The sequence below is a fragment of the Ehrlichia canis str. Jake genome (genome assembly GCF_000012565.1).
Classification (GTDB): Bacteria; Pseudomonadota; Alphaproteobacteria; order Rickettsiales; family Anaplasmataceae; genus Ehrlichia; species Ehrlichia canis.
This window is the reverse complement of sequence record NC_007354.1, coordinates 1,159,789-1,183,542: the sequence shown is the minus strand read 5'-3', so window position 1 is coordinate 1,183,542 and position 23,754 is coordinate 1,159,789. Positions and strand designations below refer to the sequence as shown.

Below are 23,754 nucleotides of genomic sequence, written 5' to 3'. Positions count from 1 at the left end.
ATAAAATATTTTTATTTCTATGTCTTAGTAAATATCCTTTAAGATGTATGGGGTTTTTAAATGTTTTTCTTTAATAATAGCTAAGTATGTTTATGGGAAGATGGTGGTGTAAAAATATAGTCTTGTACTTAGCAGTATTATTATTTTCCTTTTGTCCAGCTCTAGGTAAGTCTGAATATGTTACTCCTGAAAAGCTAGAGATGTATTTTGCAATGTACAATGGGAAACATTTTACATCTGAGGAGTTCATAAAGGGCATGGGCTATCATAGAGTAAGGTTCACGGACTATGTGGGTTTCTTTTATGGATATTGGTTTGGTATTCATTTTTCTGATTACAATCAAGTTTTTGATTATAAGGAAAATGATAGTGTCTATATCAGGTTTGCTGGGCATAATCAAATAAGAACTCCGTCTTTTAATGGATATTATAATGGATGGTATAAAGATATAGAAGATATTTATGCTGCTCAACTAGGTATCAATCCTGATAAGAATAGTCGTACAGTAAATGAACATGATATAATGTTGATGCAACTGTCTTCTTACTGGGGAAAAGTTACAGAGCATGCTATTCCTATAGGTAGTTGTAAATCGATTTATAAGAGTAAAAATCCTGGATTTTATAGAAGTCTTTCAGCTAGAGCGTTTTTGACTGAAAATGGTGTTCACAAAATGGTGTGTGTATGTCTTATAAACGATTGCAACCCTAATACCCACTGTATCAATGGACAAGTACGTTGTAAAAGAGTAAAAAAGTCTGTCGATCCTCCTCCTTTTTGTAGCATATTAGATTCAGCGAATATAGTTTCTATTACTCCTTTAAAATTTTCTCAGCAAACTTTTTTTAGACCTGGTGTTAGAATACATATTTATTCTGGTTCTGGAAAACCTTATATAGAGGATCTGTATGCTCAATCTTATAAGATAGGTGATAAAACTTCCTATGATATTTCATATGCTGGCATTCCCTATAAATTTCAGATCTACAAAGCTGGTTATGATATGGTATGTGCAGAATATCTTAATAATGGAGTACCAGAGAAAAAGGTATGTCTTCCTTCACCAGGGTTAGTGCGTCCTAAAGTAACTCCTAGTTCTGGTGGTGTGCATATTCAGTATCAAGATTGTCAAGGATTACCTAGTTGTGATGTTGATGTATCACCAGGCACAAAAGATAGCAATATGTTTTTTTCTGTAATAAAGCCTAAAGTTAACTTGGATGATTACACATTGATTAGTCAGTATGAATGTGATGGTGGTCAAGTTGTTCATGATATAAGTAAGTGTTCAGGTAAATCTGCTAAGGATCTAGGATATGCAAGTGATAGTAATGGTAATGTTACTTGTGTTGTTGATATGCCTTTTGTACGTATGAAATATTTTCTTAAGAAGAATAATAGAGATTTATGGTTAAGTAGATATGAAAAGATGTTTTTGGGTTATGGGGTTGTTAATGATGAAACTGATGATGGAAAAAAATCTGAAAGCTATGTAATGTGTGATTATGGGTCTGCAATAAATATTGCAAATATGCAGCAAGGAGAACTCGATAAAGTTAAAAGTGTAAAACAAGATTTATTTTTTGATATTGCGGGTCATTATAATCCTAAGGGCAATCCATGTGTGAGCAATGTATTATATAAATATGATAGTACTAGGTTTTATAAAAAAGATAGAGGAGTGTCTTGTAAGGATAATGCTGCATCAAATAATTTAATGGGTGAATTTGATGGATGTAGCTCACTTTATGACAGTGATGATGATTTTACTAATTTCTTTCATGAAGGGGATGATGAATTGGATAAAATTAAACCTTTAAATCCAATTTTACAGGGTATGTGTGTTAGTAATTTTCCATCTTATAAATATGGGAAAAGGTCTGTAGTTAGAAACGTATTACAAAATACTTATAAATTGAGTATAGATAAAAAAAACTCTACATGTGATTTTCTTAAAATAGAAGCATGGGGTGGAGGAGCATCTGGAGTATCAAGATCTGGTAAATCTGGTAAACCTGGTAACTATGTTATGGGGATATTGAAATTTGATAAAGATGTGGTTGATAAAAAATTAATTATTGATATTGGTACTGGAGGTACAGGGTCTAGCCATTTAAGCAATGCTGGTGGAGATACTACTGTAAAATTATGTGATGATGATGATGAAAACTGTACAATAAAATTAGTTGCTAATGGTGGTGATGTAGGTGGTAATTATTTAAAAGATAATTCTGAAGGAGTTGATAAGTTAGTACATTATAGATTTGCTACTGGACTCCGTGATTCAGGAGAAGGTGAAATATTAATACCATATCAAAGTCCAGATGAACCTTACGGTAAATTACAGAAGGATAGTAAAGAATGTAACTGTAATAGTAGTACTTTAGAGAAAAATTCTAATAAATATTTTGGGTCTGGAGGATGTTCTGGTATTTATAATTGTGCTCAAGAGGGGGCTGATGGTATGGTCAAACTGACTTGTGAAAAATGGTCAGGTTCTGTCGGAAAAATAAAACTAATAGATGAAAATAGTTGTAACAATGTTTTGACTGCATTTATAGAAAAGACTAATAAACCAATGGGTGGCATGCCGGACAAAGTAAAGAAGTTCTTGGATAAAATAAGTGACGTTACCTTTTGTAGAAAAGTACAGAACATGACAAGTTTAATAACTGCTTTGTATGATTATTTTTCTATGATTAATACCTTATTTAGTAGTAAAAACATGTCAAATGATTTACCAAATTTACGTAAAAGATTATTAACTGAATTGAGTAATGAAAAGGTTCAGTTGGTATTCAAAGAGTTGGGAATTGATGATAATCCTGAAACTATACTTTTATATATTGATGCTATTAACTTTAATTATGGTATTAGTATATCAAAACCACCAGAAGGTTTATTGAATCATTATGTTGCTGATGATAAGTTTGACTATGATCTTTCAAAGCATGATGTAGATTATAATACATTGTCTGATGATGAAGCAATGATGTTTAATGTTGTTGGTGAAGACACAGAGAGGTGGTTTAGTGTAAAATTACAGAATCAACAATTTGTACAGGAGTATGGTGAATTTATTGATTTTATACATAAGAATGTAATGGCAGATAAAAATGGCTATAAGAAAAACAATATAGTTGTTTCTTGGATGTATAATTTTTTTGAAACTGATAAACAAATTTTTGATCTTTACGCTGCTCCTTTTGTTGAATTGATGTTAGGCGTAGACCTAGATAAATTTATGAAGTGGAGACAATGTGGTGATACCAATGTCAAGTTGTTTGATGCTATAGCTCTATATAAAGACAAATTACCTACAGGAGTACAAGAATTTATTGAGAAAATCAGTAATCCAAATTTTTGTGTAGAATTTCCTGGTATGACATTACTTGGTGAATATATATCGGAATTAGAGAATTATATGAGTGGTAACTTATTTAATAGTCTGAATAAAAATGATATAATAGATAGGGGATCTGATAAGCTAAGTAATGTAGTTGAGCAGTTAGACGATAGCGTTGGTGAGAACTATGAAGTTTTTCACAATATGGGTATTTTAGAAGATGAAACTTTATTAATTGATGCAGTAGTATTTAATTATGTAATGTCTAAACTGAATATTAGTAGTGCTCAAATAGATAATGTGTTTTCATTATTAAATAATGTAAGTGTAAGATACACTGATAGATTACCTTATGATACGATTCTGGAATTGTTGCGAAATGCTAATAGTATGAAATATGGACAAGATGGTGTGTTTAGAGCCAATATGATAGCATTGTGGTCTTATACTTCATATTATGTTTTTGATGTTAGATGGAGTGTTAACTATTTTAGATCTTTTGTAAAGTTACTGTTAGGAATAGATCTTAAGTCTATAAAACTAAGAAGATGTGATCAAGACTTAGTTGATTTGTTTAAGGCATTCAGAGTTACCGAATATAGCTTGAGTAAGACTTTGCAAGACTTCTTAATAGACACAAATAATAAAGATTTCTGTCAGAAGATGTTACAATTCCCAGAATTAGGACGTGTGTTGTCAGAATATAAGAATATATTGAGAGATATATTACATTCAGGTGATATATTCAATGATCCTTCCAGTGCTACTGTTAATATGCAGTTATCAAATATAATGAAGTTGCGTTCTAGGATTAAATATCTTTTAAATGATCCAGCCGTGTATTCAGTTTTTACTGATGTGGGTATTACAAATACTCAAGCACAAATACCTTTGATTATTGATGCTGTTATGCTTAACACATTAATGTTAGATGCAAATATTAGTAGTGCTAATCTAAGTAAATTGATTTCATTTGCTGTTAAAGATAGAACTTTGAGTGTGGTGAGAGTTGGTGATCCAGTTCGGAAAGGTAATAAGATACTTCATAGGCTGAGAATAACTAAGACTGTTACAAAATTTCCTGATGATACTATCTTGAAATTACAAAGAAATGCTAACAGTACGCAATATGGAAATTATGGTAGTTACAAAACCGACATAATTGTAATGTGGTCTTGTATGTTATATCTTGCTTCTAAAGCATCATGGAGTAGTGAAGAATTTGAATCTTTTGTGAACTTGGTATTGGAGATCGATGTAAAGAACTTATAGTTGCTAAAATGTGATGCTGATAATGAATAACTAATTTTTTGAAACTGTTAAGTAATAACACAAGTAAGTTACCTTTTAAATTGCGAAGTTTTGCAGAAAAAATAAAAGAAAAGCGTTTTTGTGAGAAGCTGTTACAACTTGATGAATTCAGAACTACCTTATTGAAATACATGGAAGTGTTGCAGGATATATTATATATGAAAAATTTATCCTAATATTCTGTTGATAGTGTAACACGACAAGGGATTGATAGGCAGCTACCGATTGTAGAAAAATTACGTTTTGATATTATAAATCTTTTGTATGATAAAACTGTACTTAAAATTTTTACTGATGTAGGAATTAATGATGATAAAGATACAATAGTTTTGTTGATTGATGCAATTATATTTAATGCATTTATTGTAAATGGAGTTTTGAATGATAATGGACTCAATATGTTAATAGAAGAGCTTGGCAAGCGTTATAATACTGATAATAGTAATGTTTTCTTTCCCGTTAGTGCTATTTTTAAATTAAAGTATGATACTGAAGGAATGCCCTATGTGCATATAACTAATATTGTTGTATTATGGTCTTGTATGTTAACTATTCTTCCTAAAAAGCTGTTAACCGAGCAGAATTTTGTTAATTTTGTAAAACTAACTTTAAGTAGGTCTTTAGATAGTGAATATCTAGATCCATGTAATCAATTATTTTCTGAATTTGTTACTTACTATTATAAGGTTGGAAAAAATGGTAATTTACCTGAGAAGGTAGTAAATCATCTAAATGCAATAAAACAGGGAAAGATTTGTGCACAATTGTCAGCGCTATCAGAATTTCCAAAATTTACAAGTATGCTTAAAGAATATGTTGATCTTTTACAATATCTCATACGTGAAACATTTGTAGATGGGGAAGCTAGTAATCCTGCATATTGGCTGAAGCCATTAAAAACACCATATGATTTTATATCAGACTTTACTTATCAGCCAAAAGTATATCGTATTTTTGCTGATAACGGTATTGCAGTAAAAGAAGGAGATGTAATTGCGTTATTTCATGCAGCTATGCTTGGTGCTACAATTGACCATGTTGATTTTCTACGTAGGAATACTCCTCAAACTATTGCATCATTAATACATGATATGTATAGATTTAGGTATTATAAGAGTTTTGGCTTTTATTATTATGAGTCTATGTTATCTTTAGTTAAACAGATGAAAGCTGGAGGTAAGATTATACCGTTAGCTTATTATGCATTTTCTATAATGGGATGGGATGTGCAAAAGTTTAGGGATTTTGCAGAGTACGTTAGTGGGATCAGCTCACAGAGTTATGAAAAAATACGTTGAGGTGAATTGGGAAGTTGAGTACTGAATGTTACATTGGCTTGTTATGTATTATGAGAAATTAAGACTTCTCCTTTTTTGATAGTACTAAATAAATCCATATGAAAAATTCATAGTGTTGTTATTTAAATTGTATTGAAAGTTTTGTAAGCGTATTTTAAAAAGTTATAAATTAAATAGTAAATAAATTTAAAGTATGGAGGGTGTGATAAAGTTTTTGTATGTACAGTATATAATGGGATAAGGTATTATTTTACAAATTATTATTCAAAATTCTGACATATTAATACTGTTATAATTTTGTAAATGTGCTAAAAAATTACAGAAAGGGATATATGGTCTATTTAGCAATATAAAGAGTATTGTTAGATTTTTTGCATGTGCAGTAAGTAAAGGAACTTGTTTTTTTATTAGTATATGCAACAAATCTACAGTTGTATTGGTATTTTACTATAAGAGATGTAAGGAAATATTATTTACAATATTCATAAAGTGAAAATATAACCTGCTTGAGAATATAAAGAGTATTGTTAGATTTTTTGCATGTGCAGTAAGTAAAGGAACTTGTTTTTTTATTAGTATATGCAACAAATCTACAGTTGTATTGGTATTTTACTATAAGAGATGTAAGGAAATATTATTTACAATATTCATAAAGTGAAAATATAACCTGCTTGAGAATATAAAGAGTATTGTTAGATTTTTTGCATGTGCAGTAGTAAAAGAACTTGTTTTTTTATTAGTATATGCAACAAATCTACAGTTGTATTGGTATTTTACTATAAGAGATGTAAGGAAATATTATTTACAATATTCATAAAGTGAAAATATAACCTGCTTGAGAATATAAAGAGTATTGTTAGATTTTTTGCATGTGCAGTAAGTAAAGGAACTTGTTTTTTTATTAGTATATGCAACAAATCTACAGTTGTATTGGTATTTTACTATAAGAGATGTAAGGAAATATTATTTACAATATTCATAAAGTGAAAATATAACCTGCTTGAGAATATAAAGAGTATTGTTAGATTTTTTGCATGTGCAGTAGTAAAAGAACTTGTTTTTTTATTAATATATGCAGAAAATCTACAGTTGTATTGGTGTTTTACTGTGCGAAATGTAAAGAAGTATTATTTATGATATTGAAATGTATTGATTGTATTAATGTTAACGCTTATTTCTTAATAACATCTTATATCATTAATTATACTTTAAGTTTCTTTGGTGATTTTATAGGTAGTGCTGAAAAATTTTGTAAAAAGTTATTTATTGGATTTTTAAAATTTGAAATGTATTAACAAACTCAAAATAAAGTCATCTTATACCCTATGCTATTGTGCAGTATGTTAAAAAATGATTTATTAAGTTTTTTCTAAGTAGAATTTATGATGTTTAGTCATTAATTTGTTTGTGTAATTGTAAATTCATTGAATTCTGAAAAATGAATTGTTGATTACTATGTATACTAATGAATGTTATGGCTTCTTTTTCTCTTTACATATTAATTAAGAGTTAATGTATTTTGTAACTGTAGGTTGTATTTGATAAAGCTATTTGCTTTATATGCAGTGAATTTCTATTATAGATGGTATGTTTGATGTTATACATAACGATTTGGTTGCATAATATGGAGAAGTGTTAATAGTGTTGTTAGGATATATAGTTTGAAGTTCTATTAGTGTTCTTAAATTAGTGTAATGCACATAGTTTGTGTGTACTAATTTGCTGCTAATATCCTATATTTAATAGTTTAATCTTTGATTGATAAATTTTGCACTGAAGACCATCTTAAGTAGTACATGGTTAGTAGTATTATAAACTGTCTACTGTGATAAAAAGCTATGACCATGTAAGTAATTGACGATGTAAAGTACAATTTTAGATATACATTTGTGTATCTTCTGTTAAATGGTAGAGTGTGTGTTAAGAATAATAGCTCTTGTAGTATTTTGTTTATATTTTACTTTTCCTGACTCTAGCTTCGGTTTAGATCCTGATTCTAGCTTAGATGCAAATACGTGTAGCAGTAGTAGTGTATTTTATACTTTAGATCAAATTAATAAAGGCCCTTATCCTTTTTGTGAAGGCATATACAAGGAAATTCCAATTCTAGATTTTCGTATTGTACCATTTTATCTTCAGTCATTTTTTGATCCTAAGTTGTTTCTTATGCACCCTACTAAGGGATTAAAACTTGTACCAAAAAACAAAACATCAATTTCTACTGATTTTCAAACTGTAATGTCTAATGGTATAAAATCTGGAAGGGATGATCTTAATCTATCAGATTATGGTGTTAAACTCTACGGTATGCATAGGAGTGGTATGGATAGTTTATGTATCTACTATAATAGTAGGGGGCAATGTGTAAAGCAATGTTTACCAATACCTGCGTTGAGACGGCCTGTGTTAAGAGCTAATGATAAAGAAGAGATTGTTGCTGAATTTAAAGTCAGAAGTGTAATTGAAGGTAATCTGAAGAGTGCAACTAGTCGTGATTATAAAGAGAAAATAGAGGAGATGTCTTTAGAAGGGTTACAAGCTATCTTTGGTAAATCTGTTGGTCTAATACTGCCTAAAATTGATGTCAAAAATCATGAATTTGAAACTATAGATGGTTGTACTGAAAAAGATGAGAATGAGAAATGTATTAAAAGTAAAAAAGAAATTGCAACTAGTATATATGTTGACAATATAAAATGTTTAGGTGGATTAAATTATGCAGAAAATGGGTATTATGTTAAAAGATATGATAAAAGTATAGGAGGACATAGGTATTTTTGGTTAAGATCAAATAAGAAAAAGTTTGTGCGTCATATATATAGTAATGGAATATATTATCCATGTGATGATAGTATGAGTTATGATCTTGATAATATATCAATGAAATCTTTTGTCACTTCTATTAAAGGTCATGATACACATTATACTATTCCTAAAGTTAAATATAATCTTATGCCATATAGTGGGGATAAAAAGTCAAATTTGTGTAAAAATAGTGAATTGTATTTCTACATTCCAACTTATCTTAGGAGAATTAAAGATGAGAAAGAGTGTATATTTGGAGAGTTAAAATATTCTTCTGATGAAAAAGAGCATACTAAAAGTTGTTTATATAGTTATACAAGTGATGATTTTGAAACTTTTGGTGCATATAAAAATAAAAGTGAGTTGAAAAACTTAGATTTCTTCCTTCAAAATGATGGTGTTTTAAGTGGATTGGTAGAAAGAAATTTGTATTTTGAAGGCATGTGTATCGATAAATTTCCTAAGTATGAATATAAAGTAAAAAAACATGTGGATGGTACTGTAACAAAACAGTATGTATACGAAATAGGTAATTATCATAAGTGTGATTTTATAAAAATTGAGGCTTGGGGTGGTGGTCAAGCTGGTTATGTAAATTCTGGTACAGCTTATTCTGGTACTCCTGCATATTATACTCTTGGTATATTGAAAAACGATAACAATAAGTTAAATGGAAAAAAATTAGTTATATACGTAGGTGAAGGAGGAAAATATCCTAGAGAGTATGGAGAGGATACAGTGGTAGCACTATGTAATTCTGATAATTTTGATAATAGCTGTCAAATTTCGCTTGTAGCACGTGGGTGTACTCATAATAAGTGTAGAGACAACAGTTCTTTTATTAATGATGATACTGTAGTGCATTATAGGTCTGCTACTGGAATGGATTTTAATCAGCAAAGACCTTTATGGTTGCAGCACTATAGATTAATTCCATGGGGGAATAGTAATTTTCCTGAAGGCATTGTTAGGTTAAATGTTAATGATTGTAATGGGCCATTGAATGCTTTTGAAAAGAGTCCAAATCAATATCCTGGTTCTGGAGGATGTGCAAAGTTAGGTAAATCAATTCAGCAGGGTGCAGATGGGTTAGTAAGGCTCACATGTGAGATGTGGAGTAGTGGTTCGAAAGTGCAGATTCAGGATATGAGTTATACTTACAATAAATCAAAAAAATCATTATGTAGTGTAAATAGCGATAGTGGCTGTTTAAAGTCAATTTGTATATATTCTTCAAATGATGAGACTATGAAATTTAGTACTCCTATTACTATGTTTGGTGAGGAAGAGTGTAAACCTATTGTAAGTAACATTCCGAATCTTTTTGTCAATCTTTCAAAGGCTGGTGATAAAATGACTGTAAGTCGTGCTCACAATGGATATTGTTATAATAACCATAAAAAAGATTTAAGGTTAATTTATGGTTCTAATGTTGATAATGCATTGTATGAAAATAACCTTCGTATTAACTATAAAAAGTGTTGGCAGGACAATGAGCATCATGATATAGGTTTATCTTGTTATAGAAACAGAGCAAGTGATCTGAAAGTACCTAATGACAAATATATATGTTGTTATTACGATATGAAAGATACATCGCATCATAAAGATATTTGTTGGAAAACAAATGGCGCTGATTTATTGAAAAAATTTAGTTATAGTACTCTACCTTTAGCATTGAGAGAAAAGTTTGATAATGGAAGTAAGGAGTTACTTACTAAGCTACCTCCATCTAATACTATTAAACCTTTTGCAGATAGACCAGATGTTATTACAGATATAAAATATGATTATTCTAAAGAAAAGACATCATTCTGTTTGAATACTAAAGATGGTATAAAAAAAGGATGTCTGCAAACTGTTTGTGTTTATGAAAAAGGTGAAAATGATGTTTTTGCTTCGGGAACTTATCTTATAACTCGCAAAGGGGTACAGTGTCCTTCTAAAAATGAAATGCGAGTTGAAGATTCTGAAATAAGTGAAAATATTAACCTATCTTGTAAAAGCGATGGAAAATGTTGCTATAGTTCTGATAATAAAAAAGCTGAAAAACTGTGTTGGGCTAATGAAGAGGTCTCTTTATTATGTTATGAAGATGATGATACTAAAGATAGTGTAAAAGATAACATTAAAGGTGGGAAAAGTGAATCTGATGGAGTTTATAAGTGTTGTTATGGTAAATTAGAAGATTATAAATCTCCTTCAAAAAATGACAAAAAACGTATTTGTTGGAAGAAAAGTCTTACAGATTTGACTAATATGCTTGTTGGTGATGATGCAGTAGAATTAGCGAAGTTGAATACAAAAGAGATTAAAGGCAAGACACAATATAGAAGTTCACAGGTAAAAATGATAGAAGGAAAGCTAGTTGAGTTGGAATATATTTATGATCAAGAAAAAAAGACTTTTTGTCTCGATACTACTGACACATTACAAAATAGAGGATGTTTGGCTTCTTTGTGTATTTACGCCAAAGATGGAACTTTAAATAGCCAAAGTAGTAGTTATCCAACTAGTTTATGTATCACTCAAAGTGCAATGAATACAGGTCGTAGTGCTACTAAAATGGGTAAAATTGGCCAAAGTGTTAAAATGTCATGTACAAACGAGCATTGTTGTTATGGTAACGGTAATGGTGAAAGAATGTGTATGACTGATGAAAAACTTGTTTTATCATGTTATGAGACTGGAAATATATCTGAAAAAGGTGAGTTTGATTACACGTGTTGTTATACTAATACTGACAAAACAAGTGAAAATGTTTGTTGGAAAGTGAGTGATACTATATGGCAAATACTTGGTTATTATAGATTATCAGAAAAAGTTAGAGAACAAATAAATGAGCATTATAATAAGCCCACAATAAGAGTAGTGAAAGGTGAATCGGGAAAGCCTAAAGTTTAAATAGGTATCTACAGTAGATAGTGAAGTATCTAGGTAGTACTTCTATATAATCTTAGTTTTTAGGGTAGGTAATTACAATTTGTATTGTATTACTATTGTGAAATAGTTTAGGTTGAACTTTAGTGCGAGTAAGAAGAATTTCTAAAAGTTTGTAAAATGTTTTTGTTCAGTATATTTTTATAAGATGTTTAATTTTTATAATTCAATATGGCAGTATTGAAAGTACTGTAGTAGGTGCAATAGATAAGTAATCCAGTTTAAATGGTTATATAATATCTTGCAACACTAGTTTGTTCATGTATTTTCTTTCATGTTTGTTATGTTACAAACGGATGGTATAGTAAAACTAAAGTAATATATTGAGTAACAGCTCAATTTTAGTTTCAGCAGAACAATTGGGAAAATATAGTAAATTGAAGATGCTTTTTGTATATGGTAGTAGTATACTGTACTATGCATTTTTATATGTCATTTAAAGTATTGTTTGTGTATTGTAAGTTCCCTAATACTGTAGTTGATATATATAGTTTAGTAAAAGTAAAGTGTTGCTCTATGTTATAGTGATAAATGTTATTAGGTGTATAGTGATCTGATATATAATTTTGTGGTTATTACTTCTCAGGAATGGATTTATATATTATGTTGAATAATGCTATTTAGGTAATTCATTGTCTGACTCAGCTTATTTTTAAAAAATAAAACAATAAAGTGATTAATTTATTATACTTATTATAAAATATAGTTAATATAGAAAGCATTGGCATTAATATATTAATAATTATAGAGATTTTTCTTTTCCACTAAGTATATGTACGATGATGTTTAGACATGTTTTTAATATTGTAAAAAAAGTAGGATATGTTTTTATACTAATATTGTATACAGGTAATGTATATTCATTGGAAGATCGTCAGGTTTTTAATGTAAAACCGAGTTTTTCGGGTTATCGATATCTAAAGTTTCTTAATGATGAAGTAATAATCGATAATGCTATGTTCTGCACTATTATTAAGGCAGGAGAGTGTAGAACTGCAGGAGCAAATAGATTGCCTCATATTGCTTACTTTGATACAAGTAATTTTGCATATCATAAATTATGTGTATGTGGTGTATCTTCTTGTGAAGATTTGCCAGACGAACAATCTGAATGGAGTGCAAGATGTGAAACAACTGCAGTCTGTGTAAAAACTGTTCAGAAATTACTTCCATTGCAATTTTGTACTGTATTGTTTGATGAAAAAAGTAGCATGAGATTTGTGCCAATAGAGTTTTCACGTCAAATGTTTTTTAATCCGGGTATTAGGCTTATAGTAGTAGATAATGGTAAGTTATATAAACAAGACTTTTTCTTGGGTGTTGGTGTTATGAGTAGGAATTGTGACGTTACTTTTGCTGAAAAATTGTATAAGTTTAGCATTTATAAAGTTGGAAATAGTAGAATATGTGCTAGCTATTATGATCAAGGTAATTTTCTGACTAAATGTGTTCCTATTCCTGCGTTACCTAAGCCAATATTACATGGAGAAGAAGATGGGAAGATAAAAATGAGCTTTAATGGTAAGCTTATTGTGACGCAGGATAAGCGTGTGAGTGATGAAATTGTAGACCATTTTGGTATTAGTATTGTAAGACCTAAAATTAATTTTGATAATCATCAATTCTATTTGTATCAAAAATGCAAAGATGGTAAGGTACTGAAACTGGATGAATATTGTCAAGATAATGCAGTGGGTCAGATAAGATATCAACATGATGATAAAGTTACGGTAAAATGTATAGATGGGATAAATACTACTTTTGGATATGTGTTAAAGTCTCATAATGTATATGATAAACATACTTGGCTTAAACCATTGCCTAATAAAATGGTACGTTATGTACTTACAGATAAGAAACAATATATTCAATGTGCTGATTATGAATATGATCTAACAAACAAAAATCAAGATTTTTTAGATAGTATTTTAATCAATGAAGATAATTATTATTTTTTTTCTGATGAACAACATCGCAATAAAAAACTCAATCTTTACCAAGATGATAACCCATGCAACAATTTGAAAAATTCATTTTATTTGTATCAAAACACTAAATTGAAAATAGCAGATAACAAATCTACAACGTTACCTCCTGAAGTTTTTACTCAGTTTATAAAATCTGATAGCCTTAATTCTAATGTTGAATATTTTAATCTTAAAAACCAAAAAATATTATCTGCGGATCCAATGATAAAATCTTATAGGTTTGATACTCATGTGCTAAGGTACTTTAATGTTGATAATAAAGAAATGTTATCTTTAGATCCAAAATTACAACTTGAATTACAACCACTAGATTATCATTCTATGGGTATGTGTATTGATAGTTTTGAAAGTACAACATATGTACCAGAAAAAATGACTGAAAGTGATAAGAATTTTGATTCTGCATTGCCTGTATTGCAGGAAGATAATAAAAGTGAGAGTGTATTGTTGCATTATCCTAAGCTGTCTGGGATATACAACGTACCTGGTAAATGTGATTTTATAAAAGTAGAAATGCTTGGTGGTGGAGAGTCTGGCAAAATTGACATTAAAAGTTGGATAGGTAAAGAAGGACAACCTGGTGAATATGTTATGGGTATGTTTAAAACAAAAAAATCTGATAAATATTTTGTAAAAATATATTTTAAAAGAATGGAGAATAAGTCTTCTAAAAGTGAAAATGATAAACATCTTAAAGATAATAGTGATGTTGGTATGGATGCTGTAATTGAGTTTTGTAAAAAAGATGAACGTTTACATGATGGGGAAGTTTGTGAAGTACAGTTAACTGCAAATGGTGGTGGAAAGTTGCAGCATGATATTAGGAAGAACGTCAAAAGTAATAATTTGGTGTGGGATAAAAGAATGTTGTATTATAGGGTAGTTAATAGTCATGTGAGTCGTAGATCTGAAAATGTCCCACATGATAAAAGAATAAGATTTATTCCTTATCAAAACTTTATTACAGAGGCTTTATGGGAAGAAATAGAAAAAGATGAATGTAAATCTGGTAAACTTCTTGCTGAAAATAATAGTAAATACTTTGGGGCTGGTGGTTGTGTAGATGTTAGTACTGGTTCTACTGAAAGAGGTGCAAGTGGTATGGTGAAAATTACTTGTGAAGATTGGTATCATGAATAGATTTGTATGAATTAATGTAGTTCTATAATTAGAAGAGTAATTATTGATTATTTTAATTTCAAAATGTTACTAGCCAGTTGCTGATCCTTTTTGTAAATGTAATAAAATTTGTTTGATGTCAAGTTCAACAGGAGTTTTATGTTAGGGAGTAGAAGAAAATAAGTATAGATTTAGTGAATTTTTTACTGACAATCAATATAAATATTATGGTTCTGATAGATGTGGATATGCCAGTTAGTTTTGTTACAAAGTCACAGGTAATATGTTGTGAAATACTTGTAATTAGTATTAAGGATAGATTTGTATAATTGATGGTGATCATATGGTTCAAAGCGTAGTTATTGATTGTTTTAATTTCAAAATATTACTAGCCAGTTGCTGATCCTTTTTGTAAATGTAATAAGGTTTGTTTCATGTCAAATTTATTAGAAATTACAAAAAAGGATTCACACTATTTTTAACATATACAATAGAAGTATTAAAAGAAAAATCTACTTCCAATCTCTAACCCGAAATGGCACACATCTAATGTTACTGTTGCAGACTGTTGTACTTTAATGTTTGATCCATCAGGTAATAGAGTAGGAATACCTTTAAATTCATTACCTATTACTTTATGAAAGTGCCCACCTGCAAAAACAGAAACTCTTGAGTTTATAGTATAGTTTAAACCTAACTTTCCTTGATAAGATATTTTGTTTTGTGTTGTCTCAAACATAGATATGAGATCAGTACCAATACCTGCACATATATAAGGTGAAAAAGGCATTTTTTCAGTTGTTATGTCATAACATGCGTTTAACATAAATGAGACGTCAAGTAAACCTTCATTTTTCAGAAGTACAAACTTATCAGTTTTTGCAGTGTACCAATCTCCGCTATTTCCATCACTGCATATGTGACTTCCATGAGATAAAGCGCAATATTTGTGAGAGTCATTTAAATAATTGTTTCCTGGGTTTTTAGTATCAAATATTTCATGTGATACTTCTAGTTCTATTCTTGAATTGCCTATTGAATAACCAATAGCTCCTGCAAATCCTAGAAATGGGTTATTTTTGTATTTAAATGAATAATTTTGAACCTTAAGACTCTTTGCTGTATCATTATTGTTTATACTATTATGTGATAATCGTTGATCTAACCCAACTAATACCTTAGTAAAACTTTGTTCTTCTTTAGCTGAAAAAATTCCAAAATGTGACGCTGTTGGCATATATTTTCCACTAATGTAGAAGTTGTGAATTGTACTGGCACGTGCTGGACTATAAAAAGGTATAAAATGTGTAAAGGAAGTTAATAATACTAATGCAGTTACTGTAAAAGTTTTTTTATATTTCATATTTACACCAGAAACAGTGAAAGTAAATTAACGATAGTAAAAATACAGTCTAAAACAAATTAAACGACATTTTTTAATGCAAAATGTTAGCAGTTTTTGTAATAGAAATTTAATACATTACAAGATAAATTCATTAAAAACCTCCTGCTGACTATTTTGTTTATAACAGCAATGAAAATGAATTAGATTTTGATATGTGTGGTAATAGAATTAAAAACTGACCCTGTACCCAAATTCTAACCCAAAATGACATATACTCAACTTTACTATTGCAAATAGATTATCTGGAGCGAGTCCTCCAGCAGTTAATAGAACAGGAACTCTAAACTCGTTGTTTGTTACTTTGTGAAAGTGCACACCCATAGAAATGTTAGCTTCTGGGCTTATTGGATAATTAAAACCTAATTTTCCTTGATAAGCAGCTTTATGGTTTATAGCGTCAAACATGAATATTAAGTCAGTACCAATGCCTGCACATATGTAAGGTGAAAAAGGCATTCTTTTGTTTATTATATCATAACATACATTTAACATGAGTGATATGTCACTTAATCCTTCATTTTTGAGAAAAACGAATTTACCACTTTTCATTGTTTTACTGGAATCATTGGATAAAGCACAATACTTATGTGCATCATTGTTAAACTTATCTCCTGGATTTTGTACATCGAATGTCTCGTATGATACTTCAAATTCTATTCTTGGACTACCTATTGAATAGCCAATTACCCCTGCAAATCCTAAAAATGGATTATTTTCATATTTAAATGAATAATTTGGGATATTAAAAGCTGCATGTTCTTTATCAAGGATGATACCACCAGTCCATGATTCTTTTAATCCAAAAATTCCAGTTGTTGTGTTTTTTTCTTCTTTAGCTGAAAAGTTCCCAAAATGTGAAATACTTGGTACATATTTTCCAATAATGTAAAAGTTTCCTGTAGTATTGTTTTCATGTATTGGTTTGGAGAAAGATATGCCAGGTAAAAGAATTGTTAGTGATACCAATGTAGTTGTTATAAGAATTTTTTTACAGTTCATATTATTCCTAGAATAATAATAGTAAATCAAAAATAGTAAAAGTATGAAATGAGTACAAGTTAGAATATGGCTTTTTATATAAAATACTGATGATTTTCTTAAGAGAATTTTAATATATTTTATTATTTGCACAGAAAAAAAAGATAGCTTTAATCACTTATGTATACTGCAAGTGTACTTTTACAGCATAGTTAAAGAAGAATATTTATAGTGCAACAATATACATAAAGACATAAGGGAAAACTTGAAATAACTTCACATTTTCCCTATGATATGAATTGCTAAAATTTTCTTTGTTACTACTTATTAGGTGTAACAAGAAATAAGTTAGAAGGTGAACCTCATTCCAATTTCTCCGCCAAAGTATCCAACGTCAAGAGTTACTGAAGCAGATGTGGTTTGAGGAGCATCATTTAATACTACAGGAGTTATTACAGGTATCTTCTCAAATTTATTACCAATAACGCCATGGTAGTATCCACCAATAAATGCAGAGACTTCTGGTGTGATAGGGTAACTAATACCTATTTTTCCTTGGTAAGCAAATTTTAGATTGAGGTCTTTAAAAATAGTGATAAGATCTGCTCCTATACCTGCACATGCATATGGTACGAAAGATACTCCTTCAGCTGTAATGTCATAGCAAGTATTAACCATCAATGACATAAAAGTTATGCCGTCATTTTTAAGTACTACATATTGCTGATCTTCCATTGCATCTTTACGAGATAATGCAAAATGTTTATAGTATTCACCATTATCAGTATCATTGTTATCGGTGTTTTTTGGATTAAATTGTTGATATGCAGCTTCAAGTTCTATTCTTGGTCCGTCCATAGAGTAACCAATACTTCCTGAAAATCCTGATATTAAGTTATTTTGAAAATCAATGCCTGGAGCTACTCTTGTAAAATCGTCTTTTTTTGTTATATCACCATCTTTCTTTAGTCCGAAAACTTTTTTAGTGAGAGAATTTGTTCCATTAATAGGAGTTTCTTCAGCAGAGAATTTTCTAAAGTGTGATATACTTGGATTGTACTTTGCACTAATGTAGAAGCCTTCTTTGTTATCATTAGTTCTTGAACCTACAGGATCTGCAAAAGACTGATATGGTAAGATTGACATTAATGAGATTAACGCGCTTCTTACTAGAATTTTCTTATAATTCATGTTAATAAACCTTTTATAAAAGATAATAAATGAGTAAGTATAAATCTGGTGAATTTTTTGCTGATAATAATAAATATGTGGATCTGGTAGATGTAAAATGCTAGTTAGCTTTATTGGAAAAGTTACAGGAAATATATTGAGAAATACTGCTAAAATTAGTATCAAGAATGGATTTGTATTGCTCTGTATGAATTAAAAATATATCTGGTAATAATAGTGTATTGATTACATTAATGTTAAAATATTAGTTTTTGTATTAACAATATATGTGCTTAATTATATCTTTAAGTATCATTGATGCTTGCTACAGATTAAAGTAACTTTGTCTAAATAATCTATATCTCATGTTTTAGATTTAACCTATTAATGTGACCCATTTTTCTGTTTTTACTAGCTTTTGTCTTGCCATATATATATATGCTTTCATTAATCTTAGTTTTATATTGATAGTAATTGTATATATCATCTCCTAGTATATTATCCATAGTGCATGGAAAAAGTAACTTTACAGGCTTTAAAGGCAAGCCACAAATTGCCCTTGTTAGTTGTTCAAATTGACTGATATTACAAGCGTCTAAACTCCAGTGGCCAGAATTATGAGGACGAGGAGCTATTTCATTCACTATAAGTTCTTGTTCATCTGTGATGAAAAATTCTACTGCTAGTATGCCTACTAAATTGAAAGATTCTGCAATTTGTAATGCAATATTTTTTGCTTGTATATTTATTTCTTCAGAAATTGATGCAGGAACTGATGATGTTGCTAAGATGCCATTAGTGTGATGATTTTCTGCTACTGGGAAAAATTCTATGGAACCGTTAATACTTTTTGAGATTATAATGGATATTTCTTTATGTATTTTAACAAATTTTTCTAAAATATACTCCTGTTGCCAATTGAGGGTTGACAGAGTATTTAAATCACCTGGCTGTGTTATTAGGTATTGACCTTTTCCGTCATAACCTAGTTCTGTAGTTTTAAGTAATGCAGGATATCCTAATTCCAAAACATTGTGTACTAAATTGTCATAGTTATCAATTATTCTGAAATTTGCTGTTTTAATGCCTAAGTTTCTTATATATTGTTTTTCTCTTATTCTATTTTGAGAAATATGTAAGGCTGTTTTCCCTGGATAAACTTTGGTTTTCTGTGATAATATGTCTATAGTAGTGCTAGGTATATTTTCAAACTCTAATGTTGCGATGTCAACACTAGATGCAAATTCAAGCAGTAATTCTTTATTGTAGTAGTTATCTAGTATTGTTACATTGTTAGTAACATTTATTGATGGACTATCTTGATTATCAGTTAGTAGGTGTGTTTTATATCCTAGATTTGTTGCAGCTATGGATATCATTTTTCCTAATTGTCCTCCACCTATGATGCCAATTGTGGAACCAGGGCTAACATATGAATTGTGTAACATGGTAATAAGTTTGTATTATTAACATTTCTGAAAGTTAATGATAATCTTTCTAAAAAAAGTAAGTCAATTAAATAATAGAAGATATGCTATTGTATACTGTGTTCGTGCTATAAATATAGTACTACCAAGTAAAATTTGTATTGTTGAAAACGGAATATAAAATACTCAATTAATTAGTTATTTTGTCTGTACAGTAATTAATGTTTTAGTTATTGTAAATCATAAATTTTAGGTATTGTATGTTGATATATTAGTAAAATTGGTGTATCATTTATTAGGTGGCTAAGGGTTGTTTATGACGTTGCAATATTACAGCATGACTAAGCTTATTGAAGTTAAAGTCGTTCCAAGTTACTTAGAAGAACAGTCTGCTCCACATGAGAATTGTTATATCTGGTTATATAACATTAGGGTTAAAAATAGAAGTAATTCTACAGTACAGCTCTTGAGAAGAAGTTGGAAAATCATTGATTCAACTGGTATTATTAATGAAGTTACAGGTCTTGGTGTGATAGGGAAGCAGCCTATTTTGAAGCCTGGAGAGTTCTTTGAGTATACTAGTGGTGCATATTTAAGTACTCCATCTGGGATGATGCATGGAGAGTATCAATTTATGGATGAGGATGCAGCTCAGGTTTTCTATGTTAATATACCGGTGTTTTCACTAGATAGTCCTTATGTTAATACAAAACCGCATTAGTAGGTTTATAGTTTGATTACACAAGATATCTGTAAGTGGAGAATAGTATTGGGTTAGGTATTGCTTAGGTTATCGTGCAAATTTCAACGTAGGTTGGTATTTTATTAGTTTTGTTTTTGTAGGAGAGCTGTAAGTGTGTAGTATGAGCTTTTTCAATGTATACTTTGCTTAATTTTTGATAAAAATTTTTCTTATATAATTTAACGTATGTACATGCTTTAAACTAAGGTGTGAATCAGGTAATATAATTACTTAACAAACATATTATTAGGTATTTTACTTTATAATGTAGAAGTAAATTTGTATGTATTTTTAATCAGTGTTAAATTCTTGAAAGTTATATCTTGATAAGAAATATATATTTTCTAAATTCGTAATAAGAAATTGTTGTGAGTACTTTAACTTAAAGATTTAATGGTATATAATAAATTTCTATTGAGATATTAGTTATTTGTGTGAAAAATTAAGTTGAAAGGAGTGTATAGTGTGGAATTGTTAAATTCTCTTGATTCGAAGAAAAAGTTAATTACAGGAAAAAGTTATTATGAATATTTTAGCTTAAAAGCTGCATGTAGTAAGTTAGGTGTTGATATTGCTAAGTTGCCATATTCACTAAAAGTGTTGTTTGAAAATTTGCTGCGTAATGAAAATGGTCATAGTGTTAGGCTTGAAGACATAAAAAAATTAGCTCAATGTGTTAATGAACATGTAAAATACGAAATAAATTTTTCTCCTGCTCGTGTTTTAATGCAAGATTTTACTGGTGTACCTGCAGTGGTCGATTTAGCTGCAATGCGTGATTATGTTAGAGAGAATGGTGAAAATCCTAGTATTATTAATCCTAAAGTACCAGTTGATTTAATTATTGATCATTCAATACAAGTTGATTTTTATGGGGAAGAAGATGCATTTAATAAAAATGTATCTGTAGAAATACAGAGAAATTTAGAAAGATATAAGTTTTTAAAATGGGGACAACATGCTTTTAAAAATTTTCGTGTTGTACCTCCTGGAGCTGGTATATGTCATCAGGTTAATTTAGAGCATATTGCTAAAGTTGTATGGAGTGAAGGAGATTTAGTATATCCAGATACATTAGTTGGTACTGATAGTCACACTACTATGATTAATGGTTTGTCTGTGTTAGGATGGGGCGTAGGTGGCATAGAAGCTGAAGCAGTCATGTTGGGTCAGCCTATTACTATGCTTATTCCTCAGGTTATAGGCTTTAAATTAACAGGAAAGTTGTCGGAAGGTGTTACTGCAACGGATATGGTGTTGACTATTACTAGTATCTTGAGAAGTAAAGGTGTTGTAGGGAAGTTTGTTGAATTCTATGGAGATGGATTAAGTGGTTTATCTATTGCTGATAGATCGACTGTTGCTAATATGTCTCCTGAATATGGTGCTACATGTGGGTTCTTCCCTATAGATCATAAGACTTTAGAATATTTAGAGATAACAGGACGTGATATATCGCTAATAGATTTGGTAGAATCTTATGCTAAGGAACAATGTTTGTGGCATACTAAAGAAGAACCACGTTATGATGATAGAATAGAGCTTGATTTAGCAAGTGTACAACCTGTAATTGCGGGTCCAAAGAGACCTCAGGATAAAATTTTTCTTTCTGATGTCAAAGCAACAGTACAGAATTTATTACAAAGTTCAAAATCTACAGTAATTGATCCGGAAAGTCAGTCTTTACGTAATGGTGATGTTGTGATTGCTGCAATAACTAGCTGTACTAATACGTCTAATCCAAGTGTTATGATTGCTGCTGGACTTGTTGCGCGTAAAGCGAATATGTTGAATCTGAAAGCTAAACCATGGGTTAAAACTTCATTAGCTCCAGGTTCACAAGTTGTTACAGAATATCTAGTAAAATCTGGTTTACAAAAAGATTTAGATGCTTTAGGATTCCATTTGGTTGGATATGGATGTACTACTTGCATAGGAAATTCTGGTCCATTGAGTTCTAAAATTGAAGAAGATATCAAAAGGAACGATTTAATAGTAGCGTCTGTTTTATCTGGTAACCGTAATTTTGAAGGAAGAATACATCCTTGTATTAGAGCTAATTTTTTGGCTTCTCCTCCTCTTGTTGTAGCTTATGCTTTGGCTGGGACTGTTGATATTAATCTTAACGCAGACCCAATAGCTGTAGATGATGATGGCAAACATGTGTATTTACATGATATATGGCCGTCTAATGATGAAATAAATGAGGTCATCAGCAAAGCTATTGATAAACAAATGTTTGTTGATAAATATAAAGATGTTTTTAGTGGGGGAAAATATTGGGAAGATTTAAAATGTGCTAATGGTGACATTTATCTGTGGGATACAAGTAGTACTTATATACAAAGTCCTACATATTTTAAGAATTTATCTATTGCTGTGGATGATGCAAGCAATAATATTAATATTAGTAATGCGAGAATCTTAGCTTTACTAGGTGATAGTGTTACTACTGATCACATTTCTCCAGCTGGTAATATTGCTGCAAATAGTCCTGCTGGTATGTTCCTAATGCAAAATAATGTTGTAGTACAAGATTTTAATTCATATGGTTCACGGAGGGGGAATCATCATGTGATGACTCGTGGGACATTTGCTAATATTCGTGTACGTAACGAAATGGTGAATTGTGAAGGCGGGTTTACTAAATATGTACCTACTGGTGAAAAGATGTCAATATTTGATGCATCGCAGCTTTATCAACAGAATAACGTACCATTGGTTGTTATTGCAGGAAAGGAGTATGGTAGTGGATCAAGTAGAGATTGGGCAGCTAAAGGCACTTTCTTTTTAAATATTAAAGCTATAATAGCTGAAAGTTTTGAACGTATACACAGGTCTAATCTTATTGGAATGGGTGTATTACCATTAACGTTTAAGGAAGGTGATACAAGAAAAACTTTACAATTAACAGGGGATGAAGGAATTAGCATTGTTGGTGAAATTGGTATCAATAAAGAAGTAGAATGTATTATTTTTAGAAAAGATGGTGTTAGTCAAAATATCAAATTGATTTGTAACCTCAATACTGCTATTGAAGTTGATTATTTTAAAAGTGGTGGTGTTTTACAGTATGTGTTAGTAAGAATGATGCGTTCTAACTTATCAAAAGAATAATTTTTTATTTAATACAGACTTTTTTTGGTGCGGTATGTAAATATACATAGATATATTTAGAGCTGTTAGTACTGCAGTAGCGGTATAATGTTGCTTTGTATGTATTA

Annotated in this window: 10 protein-coding genes; 6 read left to right on the top strand and 4 right to left on the bottom strand. The window is 30.1% G+C overall.

What is annotated here, in order from left to right:
- Positions 1-92: 92 nt before the first annotated feature.
- The 4 genes from ECAJ_RS04305 (at position 93) to ECAJ_RS04285 (ending at position 14,829) form a co-directional block, all read left to right on the top strand.
- Positions 93-4,619 (top strand): entry-triggering protein EtpE, encoded by a 4,527-nt coding sequence (locus ECAJ_RS04305; protein ID WP_155799212.1) that lies wholly within the window; start codon positions 93-95, stop codon positions 4,617-4,619.
- A 299-nt stretch (positions 4,620-4,918) separates the two neighbouring features.
- Positions 4,919-5,956 carry a hypothetical protein gene (locus ECAJ_RS04300; protein ID WP_011304945.1) on the top strand — a complete coding sequence of 346 codons (1,038 nt, stop codon included), beginning with the start codon at positions 4,919-4,921 and terminating at the stop codon, positions 5,954-5,956.
- Positions 5,957-7,873: 1,917 nt separating this feature from the next.
- Positions 7,874-11,665 carry a hypothetical protein gene (locus ECAJ_RS04290; protein WP_155799211.1) on the top strand — a complete coding sequence of 1,264 codons (3,792 nt, stop codon included), beginning with the start codon at positions 7,874-7,876 and terminating at the stop codon, positions 11,663-11,665.
- 818 nt (positions 11,666-12,483) lie between these two features.
- A complete protein-coding gene (locus ECAJ_RS04285; protein WP_044262220.1) occupies positions 12,484-14,829 on the top strand; it encodes a hypothetical protein in 2,346 nt (781 codons plus the stop codon).
- A 478-nt stretch (positions 14,830-15,307) separates the two neighbouring features.
- On the opposite strand, the gene ECAJ_RS04280 is transcribed toward ECAJ_RS04285, so the two are convergent.
- The 4 genes from ECAJ_RS04280 to ECAJ_RS04265 all read right to left on the bottom strand — a co-directional run bounded on the left by ECAJ_RS04280 (position 15,308) and on the right by ECAJ_RS04265 (position 19,809).
- Positions 15,308-16,171, bottom strand: coding sequence for a P44/Msp2 family outer membrane protein (locus ECAJ_RS04280; RefSeq protein ID WP_011304941.1), 864 nt, complete (start codon positions 16,169-16,171; stop codon positions 15,308-15,310).
- A 210-nt stretch (positions 16,172-16,381) separates the two neighbouring features.
- Complete coding sequence (locus ECAJ_RS04275) at positions 16,382-17,212, bottom strand: P44/Msp2 family outer membrane protein (RefSeq protein WP_011304940.1); 831 nt, start codon at positions 17,210-17,212, stop codon at positions 16,382-16,384.
- A 327-nt stretch (positions 17,213-17,539) separates the two neighbouring features.
- Positions 17,540-18,382 (bottom strand): P44/Msp2 family outer membrane protein, encoded by an 843-nt coding sequence (locus ECAJ_RS04270; protein WP_011304939.1) that lies wholly within the window; start codon positions 18,380-18,382, stop codon positions 17,540-17,542.
- Positions 18,383-18,717: 335 nt separating this feature from the next.
- Positions 18,718-19,809 carry a 5-(carboxyamino)imidazole ribonucleotide synthase gene (locus tag ECAJ_RS04265; RefSeq protein WP_011304938.1) on the bottom strand — a complete coding sequence of 364 codons (1,092 nt, stop codon included), beginning with the start codon at positions 19,807-19,809 and terminating at the stop codon, positions 18,718-18,720.
- A gap of 295 nt (positions 19,810-20,104) precedes the next feature.
- On the opposite strand from ECAJ_RS04265, the gene apaG reads away from it, so the two are divergent.
- Positions 20,105-20,509 (top strand): Co2+/Mg2+ efflux protein ApaG, encoded by a 405-nt coding sequence (apaG, locus tag ECAJ_RS04260; RefSeq protein ID WP_011304937.1) that lies wholly within the window; start codon positions 20,105-20,107, stop codon positions 20,507-20,509.
- Positions 20,510-20,995: 486 nt separating this feature from the next.
- Positions 20,996-23,647, top strand: a complete 2,652-nt coding sequence (gene acnA / locus ECAJ_RS04255) for an aconitate hydratase AcnA (RefSeq protein ID WP_011304936.1) — start codon at positions 20,996-20,998, stop codon at positions 23,645-23,647.
- Positions 23,648-23,754: the final 107 nt, after the last annotated feature.